Here is a 16,599-nt window from a genome sequence, read left to right on the forward strand (position 1 = left end):
CCGTATTATTGGAACCATCATACACTATAGACGACGAATGAATCACTTTCCACTGCATTTCGGTTAAAATAAATTAACACAAATTTGAAATGTTAGGGTTGCAATCTGTTGTCGAAGGTGATAATGTAAGTTTTGACCAAGTGACCAAATTGTATTTTTGGTCATTTTTATAAGAGAAGATCAGTGAAGGAGGGGATATGATGGCTCCGATTGACCGGAGGCAGCAGGTCATTCATGCAGCAGCTCAGTCGTTCGCCATGTTTGGATACAAAGCTACCACGATGGATCAGGTAGCCAAGATAGCGAATGTAGGCAAAGGGACAATTTATACTTTTTTCACGAACAAGGAGCAGCTCTTTGATCAGATTCTGGTGGAAGTGATCCAGGAAATGAAAAATATTGCCCATCGTGAAGTGCGTCAGGAAAGTGCCTTTTTTGATAACCTGTTTCGTGTGCTGGATTCATTGCTGGAATTCCGACGTGATCATGATTTATTGGTGAAGCTATCCCAGGAACTTAAGGATTTTGGAACACTTCAGGCCAAGGAGGGTCTGGACAAGGTGGAGAAGGTCATTTCCGACTTCTTGTCCAAGGAGCTGGAGAAAGCCAGAGACAGCGGTGAGATTCGGGATTGTGATCCGCAAGTCGTAGCCTTTATGATGATCCGTCTGTATATTGCGCTCACCTCGGATTGGAATAAACAGCACGAACCGCTCAGCAAAGAGGAAATCAAAAATTACTTTCGTCTTTTCTTAATGGAAGGAATTGCTGCCGTCATGTAGCTTCCAAATTTCTCTACTATAATATAGGGAGAATATGGAGTATCTTTTTGCATTAAGGCAGTGAGGCTTGCCGAGAGGCAGGTTTGTTTTTTGCCCTGAATTGACCGTTTGAGGAAAGTGGTCATTTCGTATTTCAGCAAATTGCTGAATTTATTCATATGTTTACATTAAGTTAGTTCCTGCTCACGAAGCAGAGAGTTGGGGGAGAAAATGACATGAAATCTTTATCCGTGTTTTTCAAGGATGTGGGATCGGCCGTGAGAAACCCGAAGGTGTTGATCCCCGTCATTGCAGTAATGTTTATTCCGATCCTGTATAGCGGCATTTATCTGGCTGCCTATTGGGACCCGTATGGCCATGTTGACCAGATGCCGGTTGCTGTCGTCAACCTCGACAAGGGAGCAGAGCTTGAAGGCAAATCCTTGCAGGTGGGCGACGATCTGGTGGATGAGCTGAAGAAAAATAAAGATTTTGAATGGGAATTCGTTAATGCAGCTCAAGCCAAAGAGGGTATGCAGAACGACAAGTATTATATGCAAATTACGATTCCTGAAAATTTCTCTTCCCAGGCCACCACGCTGCTGGATGATCAACCGCAGCCGGCTGAACTGATCTACGAACCGAACGGTAATTACAGCTTCGTAGGTGCACAGATCGGCAAGACGGCAATCAAGGATCTTAAGGCGAAAGTATCTGCGAAGGTGACAGAGGCTTATGCCGAAACGCTGCTCGACAAGTTCTCCGAAGTATCTGACGGACTGGCGGAAGCCGGCGATGGTGCGGGTGAGCTGAATACGGGGGCAGGCAAACTGGATGATGGTGCGGTTAAGCTGAAAGACAATTTGGCCAAACTGGCATCCGGAACGCTGGAGCTTCAGGATGGACTATCTCCATTGAGCGATGGCGTTAATGCGCTGCATACCGGGGCAACCCAGCTGGAAAGCGGAACAACCAGTCTGGTATCCGGTCTTCAGCAGCTCCAGACTGCAGCCTCGGATCAGCTTCAAAGCGGAGCAGACCAGTTAAAGGATGGCAGTGACAAGCTGCAGGCAGGTCTTCAATCATCACTTGATGGTACAGGCAAGCTGCAGGCAGGGCTGCAATCATCCGAACAAGGCAGCGCAAAACTCTCTGAAGGATTGCAAAGTGCAGTGCAGGGTAGTGGAACGCTGGCGTCAGGCTTACAGTCTGCCGTTGATGGAAGCAGTAAAGTTGCGGACGGTGCCCAAGGTGTGGCGGACGGTTTGAAACAGCTGGCTGCATCTAATCCGGAGCTGGCAGCCAGTGAGGATGTTCAGAAGCTGCTGGCAGCCAGTGAGGCTGTGGCAGAAGGCAGCGCGCAGCTGCACGAGAGCGAGCAGAAGCTGGCGCAGGGAGCCAATCAGCTTCACGAGGGCAACCAGCAGCTTGCAGCAGGTGCGACAGAGCTTCACAGCGGACAAAAGCAGCTGCTGGCTGGAGCCGACCAGCTGGTTGATGGACAGCAGCAGCTGCTGGCTGGAGCCAATCAGCTCAGCGAAGGCGGAGCGAAGCTCTCCGAAGGCCTGAAGCAGTTTAGCGGCAAGTTGGGTGAAGCTGCAAGCGGAGGCACTCAGCTGGTGAACGGCGCCAAACAACTTGGCACAGGCACAAGTGCTTTGCAAACCGGCGTAGGCAAGCTGAGCGGTGGTGTGAGTTCGCTGACAGACGGTTCCAAACAGCTTGGTGATGGTGCAGGCGAATTGGCTAATGGTTTGACTGAGCTTAAAGACGGCTCAAGTGAACTGGCAACCAAGCTGAATGATGCCGCTCAGAAAACGTCTGAAGTGAAAAAGACTGATGATGTGGTCAACATGTTTGCTGAACCGATTAACTCGGCTGAGAATGAAGCAGAATCCGTGTCCAATTACGGTACAGGATTGACGCCATTCTTCCTGTCCATTGGACTGTTTGTCGGATCCCTTATTTCAACCATTATTTTGAAAATGCGTGATACATCCGTACCGGGCGCATCCGGCTGGAGCCGTTTTGTAAGCCGTACACTCGTATTTGGCTCCATGAGCATTTTCCAATCGGTTATCGTTGCGAGTTTTATGCTGTATGGTCTTGGTCTGGAAACGCACAGTGTGGGACTGTTCTATCTGTTCACAATTATTACGGGGCTGACGTTCATGTTGATTGTTCAGGCGCTTGTTACCTGGCTTGATCTGCCTGGACGCTACGTGGTCATTCTGCTGCTGGTATTCCAGCTTGCGGCAAGTGCAGGAACCTTCCCGGTAGAACTGATTCCGTCCTGGCTCCAGGCATTTAGCCCATGGTTGCCGATGACGCATAGCATTATGGGCTTCAAAGCAGTCGTATCCAGTGGAAACTTCGATGTGATGTGGCATCAGGCTGGAATCCTGGCTATCTATGCAGGGGTATCCATTCTGTTGACGCTGGCTTACTTCCTCTGGAGTGGCCGTCGCCCGAAAAAAGAAGCTGAAATGACTGATGCGGCCGAATCGGGTCAAGTTGTGACAGCATAAGTCTGAAGTAATGCAGAGTAATGGCTTGGATGGAAAAATAAAGTTTGTTAACCAGTATCAAAATTATGCAACATAGTAGTCAAAAAGTGCAAAGAGCTTGTGACCCCAAAATGGGCCACAGGCTCTTTTTGTATACAAATGCATGTTCGGGCTGCATTTTGCTCGGAAACGGAATGGAATTTTGGTGATATTAAGCAGAAACACAGGCTGCATATGGAATGTTTTTCTTTTGTCAGCAGATAAAATCAGTTGTACTCTGTCTTAAAATGTGTATAATTATTCGAAAAAGAGATGAATTTAAACGTCATCACACTAAAGCTGTACTGCAAAACATTTCTTATCAGAGGTATTAAAAAGTTTAAATTGCGCTGATGTTAGGTCGGTGTTAAAATAATAGAACTATATCAAAAAACGTCGCTCCATATCAGCGGTCGTGCCAGCGACTGCGAGTAATTATAATTGTGCTCTTACCGGCTCATCCGGAAGCACTACAAAAGAATGACTTCTTCTCCAGCAGTAGAAGTACTCTGAATCCAATGACCCGATTGTGGTCACCCCGATTATTCAGCAGGGTTCTCAACCTGTAGGCCCGCTCCTCCCGTTTCATTGTTGCTTGTTGCCTATGTTCTTGATCTTTCCGAAATACTTCATTATAGAAAGGTTGCGTTCCATGAGACACATCGGATTACCTCCTAAACAGGGTTTGTATGACCCACAGTTCGAAAAAGATGCATGCGGAATGGGTTTTGTTGCCAACATCAAAGGAGTACCTTCACACGATATCGTTAGTCAGGCACTGACCATGCTCAGTAATATGGAGCACCGCGGGGGACAGGGCAGTGAGCCGAATTCCGGTGACGGAGCCGGTATTTTGATTCAGATTCCACATCGTTATTTTGCACAGGAAGCAGAGCGCCTCGGCTTTGCGCTGCCAGAGCAGGGAGCGTATGGCGTGGGGATGCTGTTCCTTTCTCAGGATGCTGAGATTCGTGATGCTCACCAAGAAAGCCTGAAGAAAATCATTGAAGAAGAAGGACAGACATTCCTCGGTTTCCGGGATGTGCCGACCTTTGATGAGATGCTTGGTCGTTCCGCTCTGGCTGCGAAGCCTTATGTTCGTCAGGTGTTCATTGGCAGATCTGCGGATATCAACGATGAGCTCGCGTTCGAGCGCAAGCTGTATGTGATTCGCAGACGTGCTGAGCTGGCGATCCGGTATTCGGCTGATGAAAAAGAAGGCGGTTCATTCTACCTGCCAAGCTTGTCCTGTCGTAAAATTGTCTACAAAGGCATGCTGACTACCGAGCAGGTTGGACAGTTCTATCTCGATTTGCAGGAAGATCTGGTTGAATCGGCGATTGCATTAGTGCACTCCCGTTTCAGTACCAATACATTCCCAAGCTGGGAGCGTGCCCACCCGTATCGCTTCATGATCCACAACGGTGAGATCAATACGATGCGTGGTAACGTGAACTGGATGCATGCACGTCAATCGCTGTTTGAGAGCGAAGTGTTTGGCAACGACATCTCCAAAGTGAAGCCGATCATCAATCCGGACGGTTCGGATACGGCGATGTTTGATAACACACTGGAGTTCTTGTATTTGAGCGGACGTTCCCTGCCACACGTGGCGATGATGATGGTTCCTGAGCCGTGGAGCACGGATGAGGGAATGGATCCGGCCAAAAAAGCATTTTATGAATATCACAGCACGATGATGGAGCCTTGGGATGGGCCGGCAGCAATGGCCTTCACGGATGGTCTGCAGATTGGTGCAACACTGGACCGTAACGGTCTGCGTCCTGCACGTTATTATGTAACGAAAGACGATCGTATCATTTTGTCCTCTGAAGTCGGAGTGCTGGATATTGCTCCAGAAGAAATTTTGTATAAGGATCGTCTGCGTCCAGGTCGAATGCTGCTCGTGGATACGAAAGAAGGACGCATCATCTCGGATGAGGAAGTAAAAGCTCTGATTGCAGCCGAGAATCCGTATCAGGAATGGCTCGATGAGCACTTGATGGATCTGAATGAACTGCCGGAAGCGCCGGAACTTCCAGATCCAAAACACGATAACGTAACCCAGCTTCAGCTGGCCTATGGATATACATTTGAGGAACTTCGCAAAGTGCTGGAGCCAATGGCATCCACAGGGATGGAAGCTACGGGTTCCATGGGTTATGATGCACCACTGGCAGTGCTGTCGGATCGTCCGCAGCGTTTGTATAACTACTTTAAACAGATGTTTGCACAGGTAACCAACCCACCAATTGATGCTATCCGTGAAGAGATCGTCACGTCTACGGCTACAACGATTGGTCCAGAGCGCAACTTGCTCAATCCTGAACCGGAGAGCTGTCGCCAGATCCGTCTGGATACACCGGTATTGTCCAATGAAGATTTCGCGAAAATTCGTCACGTGCGCCGTCCAGGCTTCCGTTCGATGACCATCCCGATTTTCTTCACGGCTGCGGAAGGTGCGGAAGGACTGCGCAAAGCGATGGATCTGCTCTTTGAAGCAGCAGACCGTGTAATCGACAAAGGTCATAACATCTTGATCTTGTCTGACCGCGGCGTGGATGCGGAGAATGCGGCCATTCCTGCACTGCTTGCAGTGGCAGGTTTGCATCACCACCTGATCCGTCAGGGTACAAGAACCAAAGTCAGCATCTTGCTGGAATCGGCAGAGCCTCGTGATATTCATCACTATGCATTGCTGCTGGGCTACGGCGTAAGTGCCGTGAACCCTTATCTGGCATTCGAAACACTGGATGATATGATTCAGCAAGGACTGCTGCGCGGCATCTCGCATGAGAAAGCTGTCAAAAACTACATTAAAGCCGCAACCAAAGGCGTTATTAAAATATTGTCCAAAATGGGAATCTCGACAATTCAGTCCTATCGGGGCGCTCAAATTTTTGAAGCGGTTGGCCTGAAGTCTGATTTCGTTGATCGTTACTTTACTTGGACACCATCCCGGATCGGTGGTATTGGTCTGGAAGAAGTGGCAGCAGAGGTGCTCACTCATCATAATCGTGCCTTTACGGACAAAGACGGCAATGACAAAGTGCTGGATTCTGGCGGTGAATATCAGTGGCGTAATGACGGGGAGGAACATCTGTTCAACCCGCAAACGATTCATACGTTACAGCACGCCGTTCGCACAGGCGATTACAACCTGTACAAAAAGTATGCCAAACTGGTGCAGGGTGAGAATGATCAGTTGCTGACGATTCGTTCCATGCTAAAACTGAAACCGGCAGGGCCGGCAGTTCCGCTGGAGGAAGTGGAATCCGTTGAAAGTATTATGCGCCGCTTCAAAACAGGTGCGATGTCCTTCGGTTCCATCAGTAAGGAAGCACACGAGGATTTGGCGATCGCCATGAACCGTGTCGGTGGTAAATCGAACACAGGTGAAGGCGGGGAGGATCCGGCTCGCTTCATTAAAGATAGCAACGGTGATTCGCGCCGCAGTGCCATTAAACAGGTTGCATCCGGACGTTTCGGTGTTACGTCTAACTATCTCGTGAATGCTGACGAGATCCAGATCAAAATGGCACAAGGTGCGAAACCGGGTGAAGGTGGACAGCTGCCAGGACGTAAAGTATATCCTTGGGTTGCTGAAGTTCGTGGTTCAACGCCTGGCGTGGGTCTGATCTCGCCGCCACCGCATCACGACATCTACTCTATCGAGGATTTGGCTGAGTTGATCTATGACCTGAAAAACGCAAATCCACGTGCGGAAATCAACGTGAAGCTGGTTTCCGAAGTCGGCGTAGGTACCATTGCTGCAGGTGTAGCCAAAGGTCGTGCCGATATTATCCTCGTAAGTGGATACGACGGCGGTACGGGGGCATCTCCACAAGGCTCGATCCGTCACGCGGGTATGCCTTGGGAGCTTGGTCTTGCCGAAACACATCAAACGCTGATGCTGAACAATCTGCGTGATCGTGTTGTTCTGGAAACGGATGGTAAAATGCTGAATGGTCGCGACCTTGCGATTGCTGCCTTGCTTGGAGCGGAGGAGTATGGTTTCTCCACAGCACCACTCGTGGCACTGGGATGTATCATGATGCGTGTTTGTCAGATGGATACATGTCCGGTAGGTGTAGCAACGCAAAATCCGGAGCTGCGCAAAAATTACATGGGTGATCCGGCTCACGTTGTGAACTTCATGCGTTTTGTCGCTGAAGATGTACGCGAAATTATGGCTGAGCTTGGCTTCCGTACCATTCAGGAAATGGTTGGACGTACAGACTGTCTTGAAACGGTTCAGGCAGTAGATCATTGGAAGAAAAAAGGTGTGGATCTGTCTGTGCTGCTGCATGTACCTGAAATGCCGGAAGGTTCTGCACGTTATCGTACACAGCACCAGAATCATCAACTGGAAGAGACGCTCGACATGCAGCAGCTGCTGACGTTGGCTCAACCTGCGATCGAATCTGGCCAACCGGTTGAGGCTGTTCTTCCGATTACCAACGTTAACCGGGCAGTAGGTACGATTCTGGGTAGTGAGATTACACGGAAATATGGTCTTGCTGGACTACCGGAAGACACCGTTCAATTCAAGTTTGTCGGCTCTGCCGGACAAAGCTTCGGGGCCTTTGTACCTAAAGGGATGACCCTGACGGTTGAAGGGGATTCCAATGACTATGTTGGTAAAGGGTTATCCGGAGGTAAACTGATTGTTATGCCTTCTCCGAAAGCAACGTTCAAAGCGGAAGATAATATCATCATTGGTAACACTGCTCTGTATGGAGCAACCAGTGGTGAAGCTTATATCCGCGGGATTGCAGGTGAGCGGTTTGCCGTACGGAATTCGGGTGCAAAAGTCGTTGTCGAGGGTGTGGGTGACCACGGTTGTGAATATATGACCGGCGGACGTGTCGTCGTACTGGGTGATACAGGTCGTAACTTTGCAGCCGGGATGTCCGGAGGTATTGCTTACGTATATGATCCGGAAGGCACATTCCTGCAGCGTTGTAACCTGGAAATGGTTCTTTTGGAGCGGATTGAAGATGTATCGGAAAGTGCAGACCTGCGCGGCATGATTCAACGTCATGTGGCTTATACAGGCAGTACTGCAGGTGAGCGTATTTTGGATAACTGGCAGGATGCTGTGAACCAGTTCGTTCGGGTTATTCCGAAAGACTTCAAACGGATGACAGAGCAGATCGAACGTGTTCAGGCGACAGGCTTGACTGGAGAGGAAGCTTTGCTGGCTGCATTTGAAGCCAATATGCGTGAGCTTGCACGTACGGGAGGTTAAGTCCCTCTTTTAACAGGATTGCGTGAATGGGTTGTATGAAGAAATAATAGGAGCTTTATGGCTGCCGATGAGGCGCTGTGAAGCTCCTATTTGTGTTTCGACAAAATTAGAACCCGTACCAAAAACGCTATCGCCATGAGACGACAACATTGAGGAACTTTCTCAAGTATAATAAGGCTAGTTTTGGAGTGCAGAGAAAGTATATATAGATAAGAGAGGTTAGCGGAATGAATATGAAGAATCCAAACAGGGGCGAACTTAAGCCGACAGGTAAACAAGTGGAAGCAACCGAGATGGACATCATGAAGGTTTTACTGCAATGCGGAATCGACCCGGAGCGTTGGAACGAGTTCATATCCTCCGTCAACAATGAGCACTAATAACCAGAATTATACACAAAAATGTATTGGAGGGAGTTAAGACGCAAAAAAACCCAGGTACCGAAGAGATGACTACTCGGGACTGGGTCTTCCTTGGTTGGAGTTAATCCATACTGCGTTCCATTCGGACAAAAGCAATAAAACGACGTGCCTCTTCTTCTGTTAAGGGTTTGCCATCGATCATCAGATCGAAGCGATCCAACACTTCCTTATCCGATAATTCAAGCGAGTCCACAAATTCCCGAACATCCTCATCCATAACCACATCGCTCTGCTTCGTACGCCCTATGAGGTAATCAATGGATACATTAAAAATATCAGCAAGCCTGGTTAATACTTCAAAGTCCGGTTTGCGTCGATTCTTCTCATAATGGGAGAGAGCGGCCCTGGTAATATGAATGGAGCTCGCAAGTTCTTCTTGAGTAAGTCCCCGCTGTTCCCTTAATTCAGCAATGCGATTTCCGTAGTTCATACGCTTTTCCCCCTGAACGCCATGTCAAATATATTAAACCAATCCTGAGCTATTTTTTGATCAGGGCAGCTTTCCTGCAAAAAGATGACGCTTGGACAGACCTATATCTGAATAGGTCTGTCTAAGGACATCTCATATTGTCGTAAATCAAAAGAACCATGTCCAAATACTGCTTGACATGATACAATTTGTATCGTAAATTGGACGTATGGAAGTTACAAAATGTATCATTTGGAATAATTTAAGTGTCTCCCCGTTGCCTATGCAATATACCTGTGAGAAGGAATAATGGCAACACTTGGAGTCTAATCCATTCTAAAGGAATGAAACGATGAATTCAGTGATTCAGGAATGGGCCGATCTAGAATTAAATGTCCATATGTACATTCAGGAGTTTCAGGGTAACACAGTAGACCGCAAACGACGTCCCGTTCTCTTGCTTGGGATGGACACAAAAGCGATTACCTTCCTGAGTGACCTGGTTTTACCGGTAACGTCAACGATGTTGATCGGTTTGGATGTAGAAGATCGACAAGTATGTGTAAGGCTTCAGGCAAGCTTGGAATGGAAACAGCCATTCGGCGAGCTTACATTGTATCATTCAAGCCTGCATATTCAGCAAGAGCAGACACTATATATAACTGGACAGTTAAATCAGATGCTTCGTGACGTGCAGTTTCCTACGGTATCCCGATTCGCCTATGAAAAAGCAGCGGAACAACCGGATCTGCAAAAACCCTATCATTACATCGATTTTACCATATGAAGCATCACAAATTCTAAACATTTTCTGAACAAGCATGTACTTAACGCCATTTTACTATATTTCATAGCGTTATGCATTAGTTCTTTAACACCAAAAGCATTTTGCGCGATGAATAAAAGGGCGAGGGGGATCATACATTGAGGAAGTTTGGATATGGTTGAAATACACTGCCACATTTTATCAGGTCTTGATGATGGTCCGGTTCACATGGAACAGTCCATCGACATGGCCGAGAAGGCGGCAGCCTCGGGAGTTACCTCGATCATTGCAACTCCGCATCACCTGAACGGGCATTACAATAATGAACCGATTGTGGTCAATCAGGCCGTGGAACTGCTTCGTGCAGAGCTTCGCAAACGCAACATTCGCTTGGAGGTCCGCCCCGGACAGGAGATCAGGGTTCATGAAGCTCTGATTCGAGACTTACACGCAGGCAAATGCTGCACACTTGCCGGGAGTCGTTACATGTTGCTGGAATTGCCCTTTGGCTATATTCCCTCGCAGTTCACCGGAATACTTCACGAACTTAAAGTAGCCGGTATCGTACCTATCATTGCTCATCCCGAAAGGAATCACCCAATCCAGAATAATCCTGGACTATTGGTTGAATACATTCAACAGGGCGCACTGATTCAGCTCACAGCCCAGTCCATCATAGGACTTTTCGGACGAAAAGTTCAGAAATGGTGTTTTCATTTTTGCAAAGAAAACCCGTTTCATTTCATTTCATCAGATGCTCATGACATTCATATTCGTTCATTTGCTATGAATGCTGCGTATGAGCAGCTAGGCCGCAGATTTGGCAAAGAACTGGTTTCACGCTTAAAAAATAATGCTTGGTCGTTATGGAACAACCAAAGTATAGACATAGAGCAAGAAAAACCGAAGGTTCTCAAACGCAGGTTGTTGTTCTGGTAAGCAGTCAGATCGATAGAATGTCATCATAATCGCTGAATTGAATGGGAGGAATACAAGGTGGAACTGAAAGAGTACATGCAAATTTTACGCAAGCGAATTTGGATCATCGTAGCCTTTGTTGCAGTTGCTTGCATTGGAGCAGGTGTCAAAAATTATTTTTTTACCGTCCCCATTTATGAAGCGAACGCAAAATTGATCGTCAATCAGGCATATAACGCAGAGGGTGTTCCCAGTCTGGATATTGGGTCCATTCAAACCAACATTAAAGTGATTAACTCGTATATGGAAATCATTAAATCTTCAGCAATCCTCGACAAAGTAGCTGCTACATACCCCGATCTAGGCATGAACGGCAATCAACTGGCACAGAACATCTCGGTAACCACAGCGAATGAATCCCAGGTTATGAGTTTAACCGCTACGGGCTTGTCTTCGGAAAAAGCGGCCAAAACAGTTAATGCCGTTGCCAAAGTGTTTGAATCCCAAATCCCCGTAATTATGAAAGTGGATAATGTAACCATTCTAAGTGAAGCCAAACCCACGGAATCGTCCAGACCCATCAATGTAAATCCAACCGTTAATATTCTGATCAGTTTTCTCGTAGGACTTCTGCTGGCAGTAGGTTTTGTATTCCTCTTGGAATACTTGGATGATACGTTGAAAACCGAAGATGAATTGGAGAAGGAGCTGGGAATTCCGGCACTCGCTGTCATATCCAAAATCAAAAAGGAAGAAGTCCGCAGCTCCAAACAGACTACATCTCAAAAACAGGTAGGTGACGGCCAGTATGCCACGGTTAACCAATGATAAAGGAAGCCTAGTTACAATGGCTAATCCCAAGTCCAGTTCATCTGAAGCTTATCGTAAGCTGAGAACCAACATCCAATTTTCATCTATTGATAGTCAGATTCAAACGATCATGATCGCTTCGGCTTTGTCGGGTGAAGGGAAAACCACAACGATCGGAAATCTGGCCGTGACCTATGCACAGGAAGGGAAAAAGGTTCTGCTTATGGATACGGACCTGCGTAAACCTGCCGTGCACCGCATGTTTAATGTGCCCAACCATGTAGGACTGACCAGTGTATTGTCGAGTCAATATAAGGTGACGGAAGTATTGAGAGAAACGGATGTGGAAGGATTGCATGTTCTCTCTTCCGGTCCGATTCCGCCCAACCCTTCCGAGATGCTGGGTTCCCGTAAAATGACAGCCCTGCTGGAAAGTCTTAAGGAAGAATACGATGTCATTCTATTTGATACTCCGCCTGTTCTGGCCGTGACAGATGCATTGATTATCAGTTCATTGTGCGATGGCGTCCTTCTTGTCGTAAGTGCAGGCAAGGTGAAGAAAGATTTGGTCAAAAAGGCAAAGGCACATCTCGAACATGTAAATGCTCGGATTCTCGGAGCAGTGCTGAACAATGTACAGGTGCCGAAAAATCGGAATGCTGATTATGTCGAGAATGTTTAAGTGGCTTTCATTATAAATCCCAAATAGCACTGTCAGGTCATGTCTACTATACCTTTATCAAGGTAGGCACTCGGTCACACTGTGGGTAGTGTACCTTAGACGTTAATCGTCAAGGGTGTGACGTGAGGTTGGGTTGAATGCCCCTTTATGAAATTGAAAGTAAGAATTGCATCAATTTATTTCAAGGTTTCATGGATTTAAGTGGTTCAACTCATACTTTTAAACCATAAAAATAAGAAGGATAGGGTGGTATTTATGACTAAAGTGAGGAAAGCAATCATTCCCGCAGCAGGTTTGGGGACCCGATTTTTACCCGCTACAAAGGCAATGCCTAAAGAGATGCTCCCTATCGTAGACAAACCGACCATTCAATACATTGTGGAGGAAGCAGTAGCTTCCGGTATTGAAGACATTATTATCGTAACTGGCAAAGGGAAGCGTGCAATTGAGGATCATTTCGATAGTGCGTTTGAATTGGAGCACAATTTGCTGGAGAAAGGCAAGCTGGGTTTACTGGAAGAAGTTAGGAAATCCTCCAACGTTGATATTCACTACATAAGGCAGAAGGAAGCCCTGGGATTGGGGCATGCCGTTTGGTGTGCCCGGAATTTTATCGGCAATGAGCCCTTTGCCGTGTTGCTTGGCGATGACATTGTCGTATCCGAAGTACCGTGCACGAAGCAGTTGATTCAACAATACGAGAAGGTTAACCAGTCGGTGCTTGGTGTGAAAACGGTAAGTCCAAGTGAAACCTATCGCTATGGAATTATTGATCCACTGCATACTGATGGAAGACTTTCTTCTGTAAATAGTATGGTAGAGAAACCGCCACTCGGTTCTGCTCCTTCCAATCTTGCAATCATGGGCCGATACATTTTGACGCCTAAGGTATTCGAGTATCTGGAAGAGCAAAATGTTGGAGCTGGTGGTGAGATTCAGCTTACCGATGCTCTGCAAATGCTTAATCACGATGAAGGAATCAGCGCGTATGATTTCGAAGGTTCCCGGTTCGACGTGGGCGAGAAACTAGGATATATCCTGACTACGCTAGATTTTGCGTTGAAAAATAATGAGCTTCGTGCACCAGTCTTAATGGCGATTGAAGAGATCTTAATGAAGGAAAAATTGAACGAAGTGCTTGTAGCAGGAGGGGATGGTCTGTGAATCTCTCGGGACCAGAGTATTATGGAAGCGGCGGAGAGGCCATTGCCAAGGAAGGTCATGGGAAACTGCTTGAACAGCCGTACTCTAAACGTGTTGGCGGGTACGCCGATGTTATGAAGCCATTCATCGATTTTTTTGTGGCTGCTCTGTTATTACTGCTAACATCTCCGATCATGCTTGTCATTGCGGTAATGATCAAACTCGATTCCAAAGGACCTGTGATCTTTAAACAGGAGCGTTACGGAAAAAATGGAATTAAGTTTAATATTTATAAATTTAGAACGATGCGTACGGACGCACCGAAATATGGGTTATCTCCAACGACAAGTCATGATCCCAGAATCACCCGTCTGGGTCGCTTGCTACGCAAGACGAGTCTGGATGAGCTGCCACAATTGCTTAACATTATCAAGGGTGATATGAGCTTTGTGGGTCCCAGACCTGAAATGAAGCGAATTGTAGAAGAAAGTTACACGGATCTGGAGCGCAGACGTTTTCTGGTAAAGCCAGGTATTACCGGATTATGGCAGGTGAGTAAAGCTCGCAAAGAGCCCATCCATCACAATCTGCAATATGATTTCCATTATATCTCCAACGTCTCGCTGCAGTTAGACATTAAAATTATCTTCAGAACGGCCATGGTAATGATTAAAAGCAATACATTTTGACGGATGGAGCGTGAACGTATTGAAACATATTGTAGTGACGGGGGCAGCCGGCTTCTTGGGCTCACACCTGGTCAAATCTTTAATTCATCAAGGACATCGGGTTACAGGAATTGATAATCTGTCGACAGGCGTGTCCAGTAATCTGGAAGAGGTGGCAAGCAGCCACCTTTTCCATTTTCAAGAAGCTGATGTCACGTTGGCGGCTTCACTCGATTTTCTGATTGATCAGCCTGTGGATGAGGTGTACCATCTTGCGTCGCCGGCTTCACCCAAATTCTATCAAGCTGATTCCATCGGTACGATATGGGTGAACACGCAGGGAACTTATCACATGCTTGAGCTGGCCCGAACCAAGGGAGCGAAGTTTCTATTTTCAAGTACAAGTGAAGCTTATGGGGATCCTGAGGTGCATCCACAGCCTGAGAGTTATCGAGGGAATGTAAACACATGGGGACCGAGAGCCTGTTACGATGAGGCCAAACGTTTGGGCGAAGTTTTTTGTTATGAATACTACACGAAACACAGAGTTCCCGTTAAAGTAGCGCGCATCTTTAATACGTATTCATCCGGTTTGCGGAATGATGATGGCCGTGTCATCTCTAATTTTGTGACCCAGGCACTGACCGGACAGGACATCACCGTTTATGGGGATGGCTCTCAAACCCGTTCGTTCTGCTATGTGGATGACAATATTCGTGGTCTGCAAAAAATGATGGAAACCGAAGAGGCGAATGGAGAAATTATTAATATCGGCAACCCGACGGAATACACTGTCCTTGAAGTGGCGTATTTGGTAAAAAAGTTGGCCCAATCCGATAGTAAGCTGGTGTTCCAGCCTTTGCCTCAGGATGATCCCAAAGTTCGTCGTCCTGTGATTGATAAGGCACGTGCCGTGCTCGGCTGGGAGCCTGAAATATCACTGGAAACAGGACTGAAGTTAACGATTGAGAATGTTCGTGCCACATTGCAGGAAACTCCATGAAGCTAATCAAAGTGAGATGAGATACGTGCATAAAATATTGATTGCCCACAGTTTGTATCCACCGCATGTCATTGGCGGGGCAGAGATATCAACACAGATCCTAGCACAGACGCTGAGCCCCAGTTATCACGTGGAAGTCATGACTGTTGGCAGCCATAAAAATGGCGAAGTGATTACAGATACGATTAATGGGATTGAGATATTACGATTACCGTTTAACAATCGGTATTGGATCGGTGATTCAACCAAACAAGTATCCGCTCCGGATAAAGTGCTATGGCGAGTACAGGATATATTTAATAGGAAGCAGTATCAGCATATAAAACAATATCTTTTACAGACTAAGCCCTCGGTAATTCATACTCAGAATATTCCGGGCCTCAGTCTGGCGATCTGGAAGGCAGCCTATGAACTTAATATTCCTGTGGTGCACACGTTGCGGGATTTCTCACTGATTGAACCCATTAAGATCGAGGCATACTCCAAAATATATAGACAAATCTCCAAAAGATATAGCCGGATGATCTCGGCAGTCATCGGCATATCAGGACATATCCTTAGAACTCATACAGGTCTGGGGTTATTCGAGCGTTCTTCCAAACATGTGATTCATAATATTGTCGAGAACAATGAAGAGGTACAGAATCTGTATGCCAGTAAACAGGTACATCATGACCAGCCGCTGGAAATTGGATATTTTGGGCAACTGACGGAAGTGAAGGGTGTTCAATATTTAATTGATGCGGTAAAACAACTGAATGATCAGATTGTAGGTACACTGTTTATTTTTGGAGATGGTCCAATGGTGGGGGAGTTAAAGGGAAGATCCGAGTCAGACCCAAGAATTAAATTTATGGGGAAGTTGGAAAAATCACAAATTCCCCTGAAGATGAGGGATATGGACCTGACTATTGTCCCTTCCACTTGGAATGAGCCATTTGGCAGAGTAGTCATTGAATCTTATCAAGTGGGCACGCCTATTTATGCTTCGAGGGTGGGAGGGATGCCAGAAATTCTACTGGATGCCGAACAATTCTCTTTTGCCCCCCACAGTGTAGAAGAAATTACGAAGTCCATTCTACATTATTACAATCTGTCTGAGTCAGCGAAACAACGGTTGAAGAATCAATGCTTCGAGCACTGCCAGTCCTTTAATGAAGATTACCTTCTTAAAGAACATAGTGATATTTATGAAAAGCTAATCAGGCGTGGAGGTTAAC

13 protein-coding genes are annotated in these 16,599 nt (G+C 46.7%); 12 read left to right on the forward strand and 1 reads right to left on the reverse strand.

Annotated features, from left to right (window positions below; translation table 11 throughout):
• Window positions 1-200: 200 nt before the first annotated feature.
• The 4 genes from F4V51_RS06005 (at window position 201) to F4V51_RS06020 (ending at window position 8,938) form a co-directional block, all read left to right on the forward strand.
• Window positions 201-782, forward strand: a complete 582-nt coding sequence (locus F4V51_RS06005; RefSeq protein ID WP_095288977.1) for a TetR/AcrR family transcriptional regulator — start codon at window positions 201-203, stop codon at window positions 780-782.
• Window positions 783-997: 215 nt separating this feature from the next.
• On the forward strand, window positions 998-3,289 hold the full coding sequence (locus F4V51_RS06010; protein ID WP_153977275.1) for a YhgE/Pip domain-containing protein: 2,292 nt from the start codon (window positions 998-1,000) through the stop codon (window positions 3,287-3,289).
• 670 nt (window positions 3,290-3,959) lie between these two features.
• Window positions 3,960-8,558 carry a glutamate synthase large subunit gene (gene gltB, locus F4V51_RS06015; RefSeq protein WP_153977276.1) on the forward strand — a complete coding sequence of 1,533 codons (4,599 nt, stop codon included), beginning with the start codon at window positions 3,960-3,962 and terminating at the stop codon, window positions 8,556-8,558.
• 227 nt (window positions 8,559-8,785) lie between these two features.
• Window positions 8,786-8,938 (forward strand): hypothetical protein, encoded by a 153-nt coding sequence (locus F4V51_RS06020; RefSeq protein WP_153977277.1) that lies wholly within the window; start codon window positions 8,786-8,788, stop codon window positions 8,936-8,938.
• A gap of 103 nt (window positions 8,939-9,041) precedes the next feature.
• On the opposite strand, the gene F4V51_RS06025 is transcribed toward F4V51_RS06020, so the two are convergent.
• Window positions 9,042-9,410, reverse strand: a complete 369-nt coding sequence (locus F4V51_RS06025) for a helix-turn-helix domain-containing protein (protein ID WP_095360712.1) — start codon at window positions 9,408-9,410, stop codon at window positions 9,042-9,044.
• 331 nt (window positions 9,411-9,741) lie between these two features.
• On the opposite strand from F4V51_RS06025, the gene F4V51_RS06030 reads away from it, so the two are divergent.
• The 8 genes from F4V51_RS06030 to F4V51_RS06065 all read left to right on the forward strand — a co-directional run bounded on the left by F4V51_RS06030 (window position 9,742) and on the right by F4V51_RS06065 (window position 16,598).
• On the forward strand, window positions 9,742-10,176 hold the full coding sequence (locus F4V51_RS06030) for a hypothetical protein (RefSeq protein WP_153977278.1): 435 nt from the start codon (window positions 9,742-9,744) through the stop codon (window positions 10,174-10,176).
• Window positions 10,177-10,329: 153 nt separating this feature from the next.
• Entirely contained in the window at window positions 10,330-11,094 is a 765-nt protein-coding gene (locus F4V51_RS06035; RefSeq protein ID WP_153977279.1) for a tyrosine-protein phosphatase, read from the forward strand.
• 57 nt (window positions 11,095-11,151) lie between these two features.
• On the forward strand, window positions 11,152-11,901 hold the full coding sequence (locus F4V51_RS06040) for a YveK family protein (protein ID WP_095360709.1): 750 nt from the start codon (window positions 11,152-11,154) through the stop codon (window positions 11,899-11,901).
• Window positions 11,882-12,565 (forward strand): CpsD/CapB family tyrosine-protein kinase, encoded by a 684-nt coding sequence (locus F4V51_RS06045; protein WP_095360708.1) that lies wholly within the window; start codon window positions 11,882-11,884, stop codon window positions 12,563-12,565. The genes F4V51_RS06040 and F4V51_RS06045 overlap by 20 nt, the downstream gene beginning before the upstream one ends.
• Window positions 12,566-12,820: 255 nt before the next feature.
• Entirely contained in the window at window positions 12,821-13,729 is a 909-nt protein-coding gene (galU, locus tag F4V51_RS06050; RefSeq protein WP_153977280.1) for a UTP--glucose-1-phosphate uridylyltransferase GalU, read from the forward strand.
• Window positions 13,726-14,397: a sugar transferase gene (locus F4V51_RS06055; protein WP_236146701.1), complete on the forward strand. Its 672-nt coding sequence runs from the start codon at window positions 13,726-13,728 to the stop codon at window positions 14,395-14,397. Before galU ends, F4V51_RS06055 begins: the two co-directional genes overlap by 4 nt.
• 19 nt (window positions 14,398-14,416) lie before the next feature.
• Window positions 14,417-15,379: a UDP-glucuronic acid decarboxylase family protein gene (locus F4V51_RS06060; RefSeq protein WP_153977281.1), complete on the forward strand. Its 963-nt coding sequence runs from the start codon at window positions 14,417-14,419 to the stop codon at window positions 15,377-15,379.
• 25 nt (window positions 15,380-15,404) lie between these two features.
• Entirely contained in the window at window positions 15,405-16,598 is a 1,194-nt protein-coding gene (locus F4V51_RS06065) for a glycosyltransferase family 4 protein (RefSeq protein ID WP_162009902.1), read from the forward strand.
• Window position 16,599: the final 1 nt, after the last annotated feature.

It is taken from the genome of Paenibacillus xylanilyticus, from assembly GCF_009664365.1.
GTDB lineage: Bacteria > Bacillota > Bacilli > Paenibacillales > Paenibacillaceae > Paenibacillus > Paenibacillus xylanilyticus_A.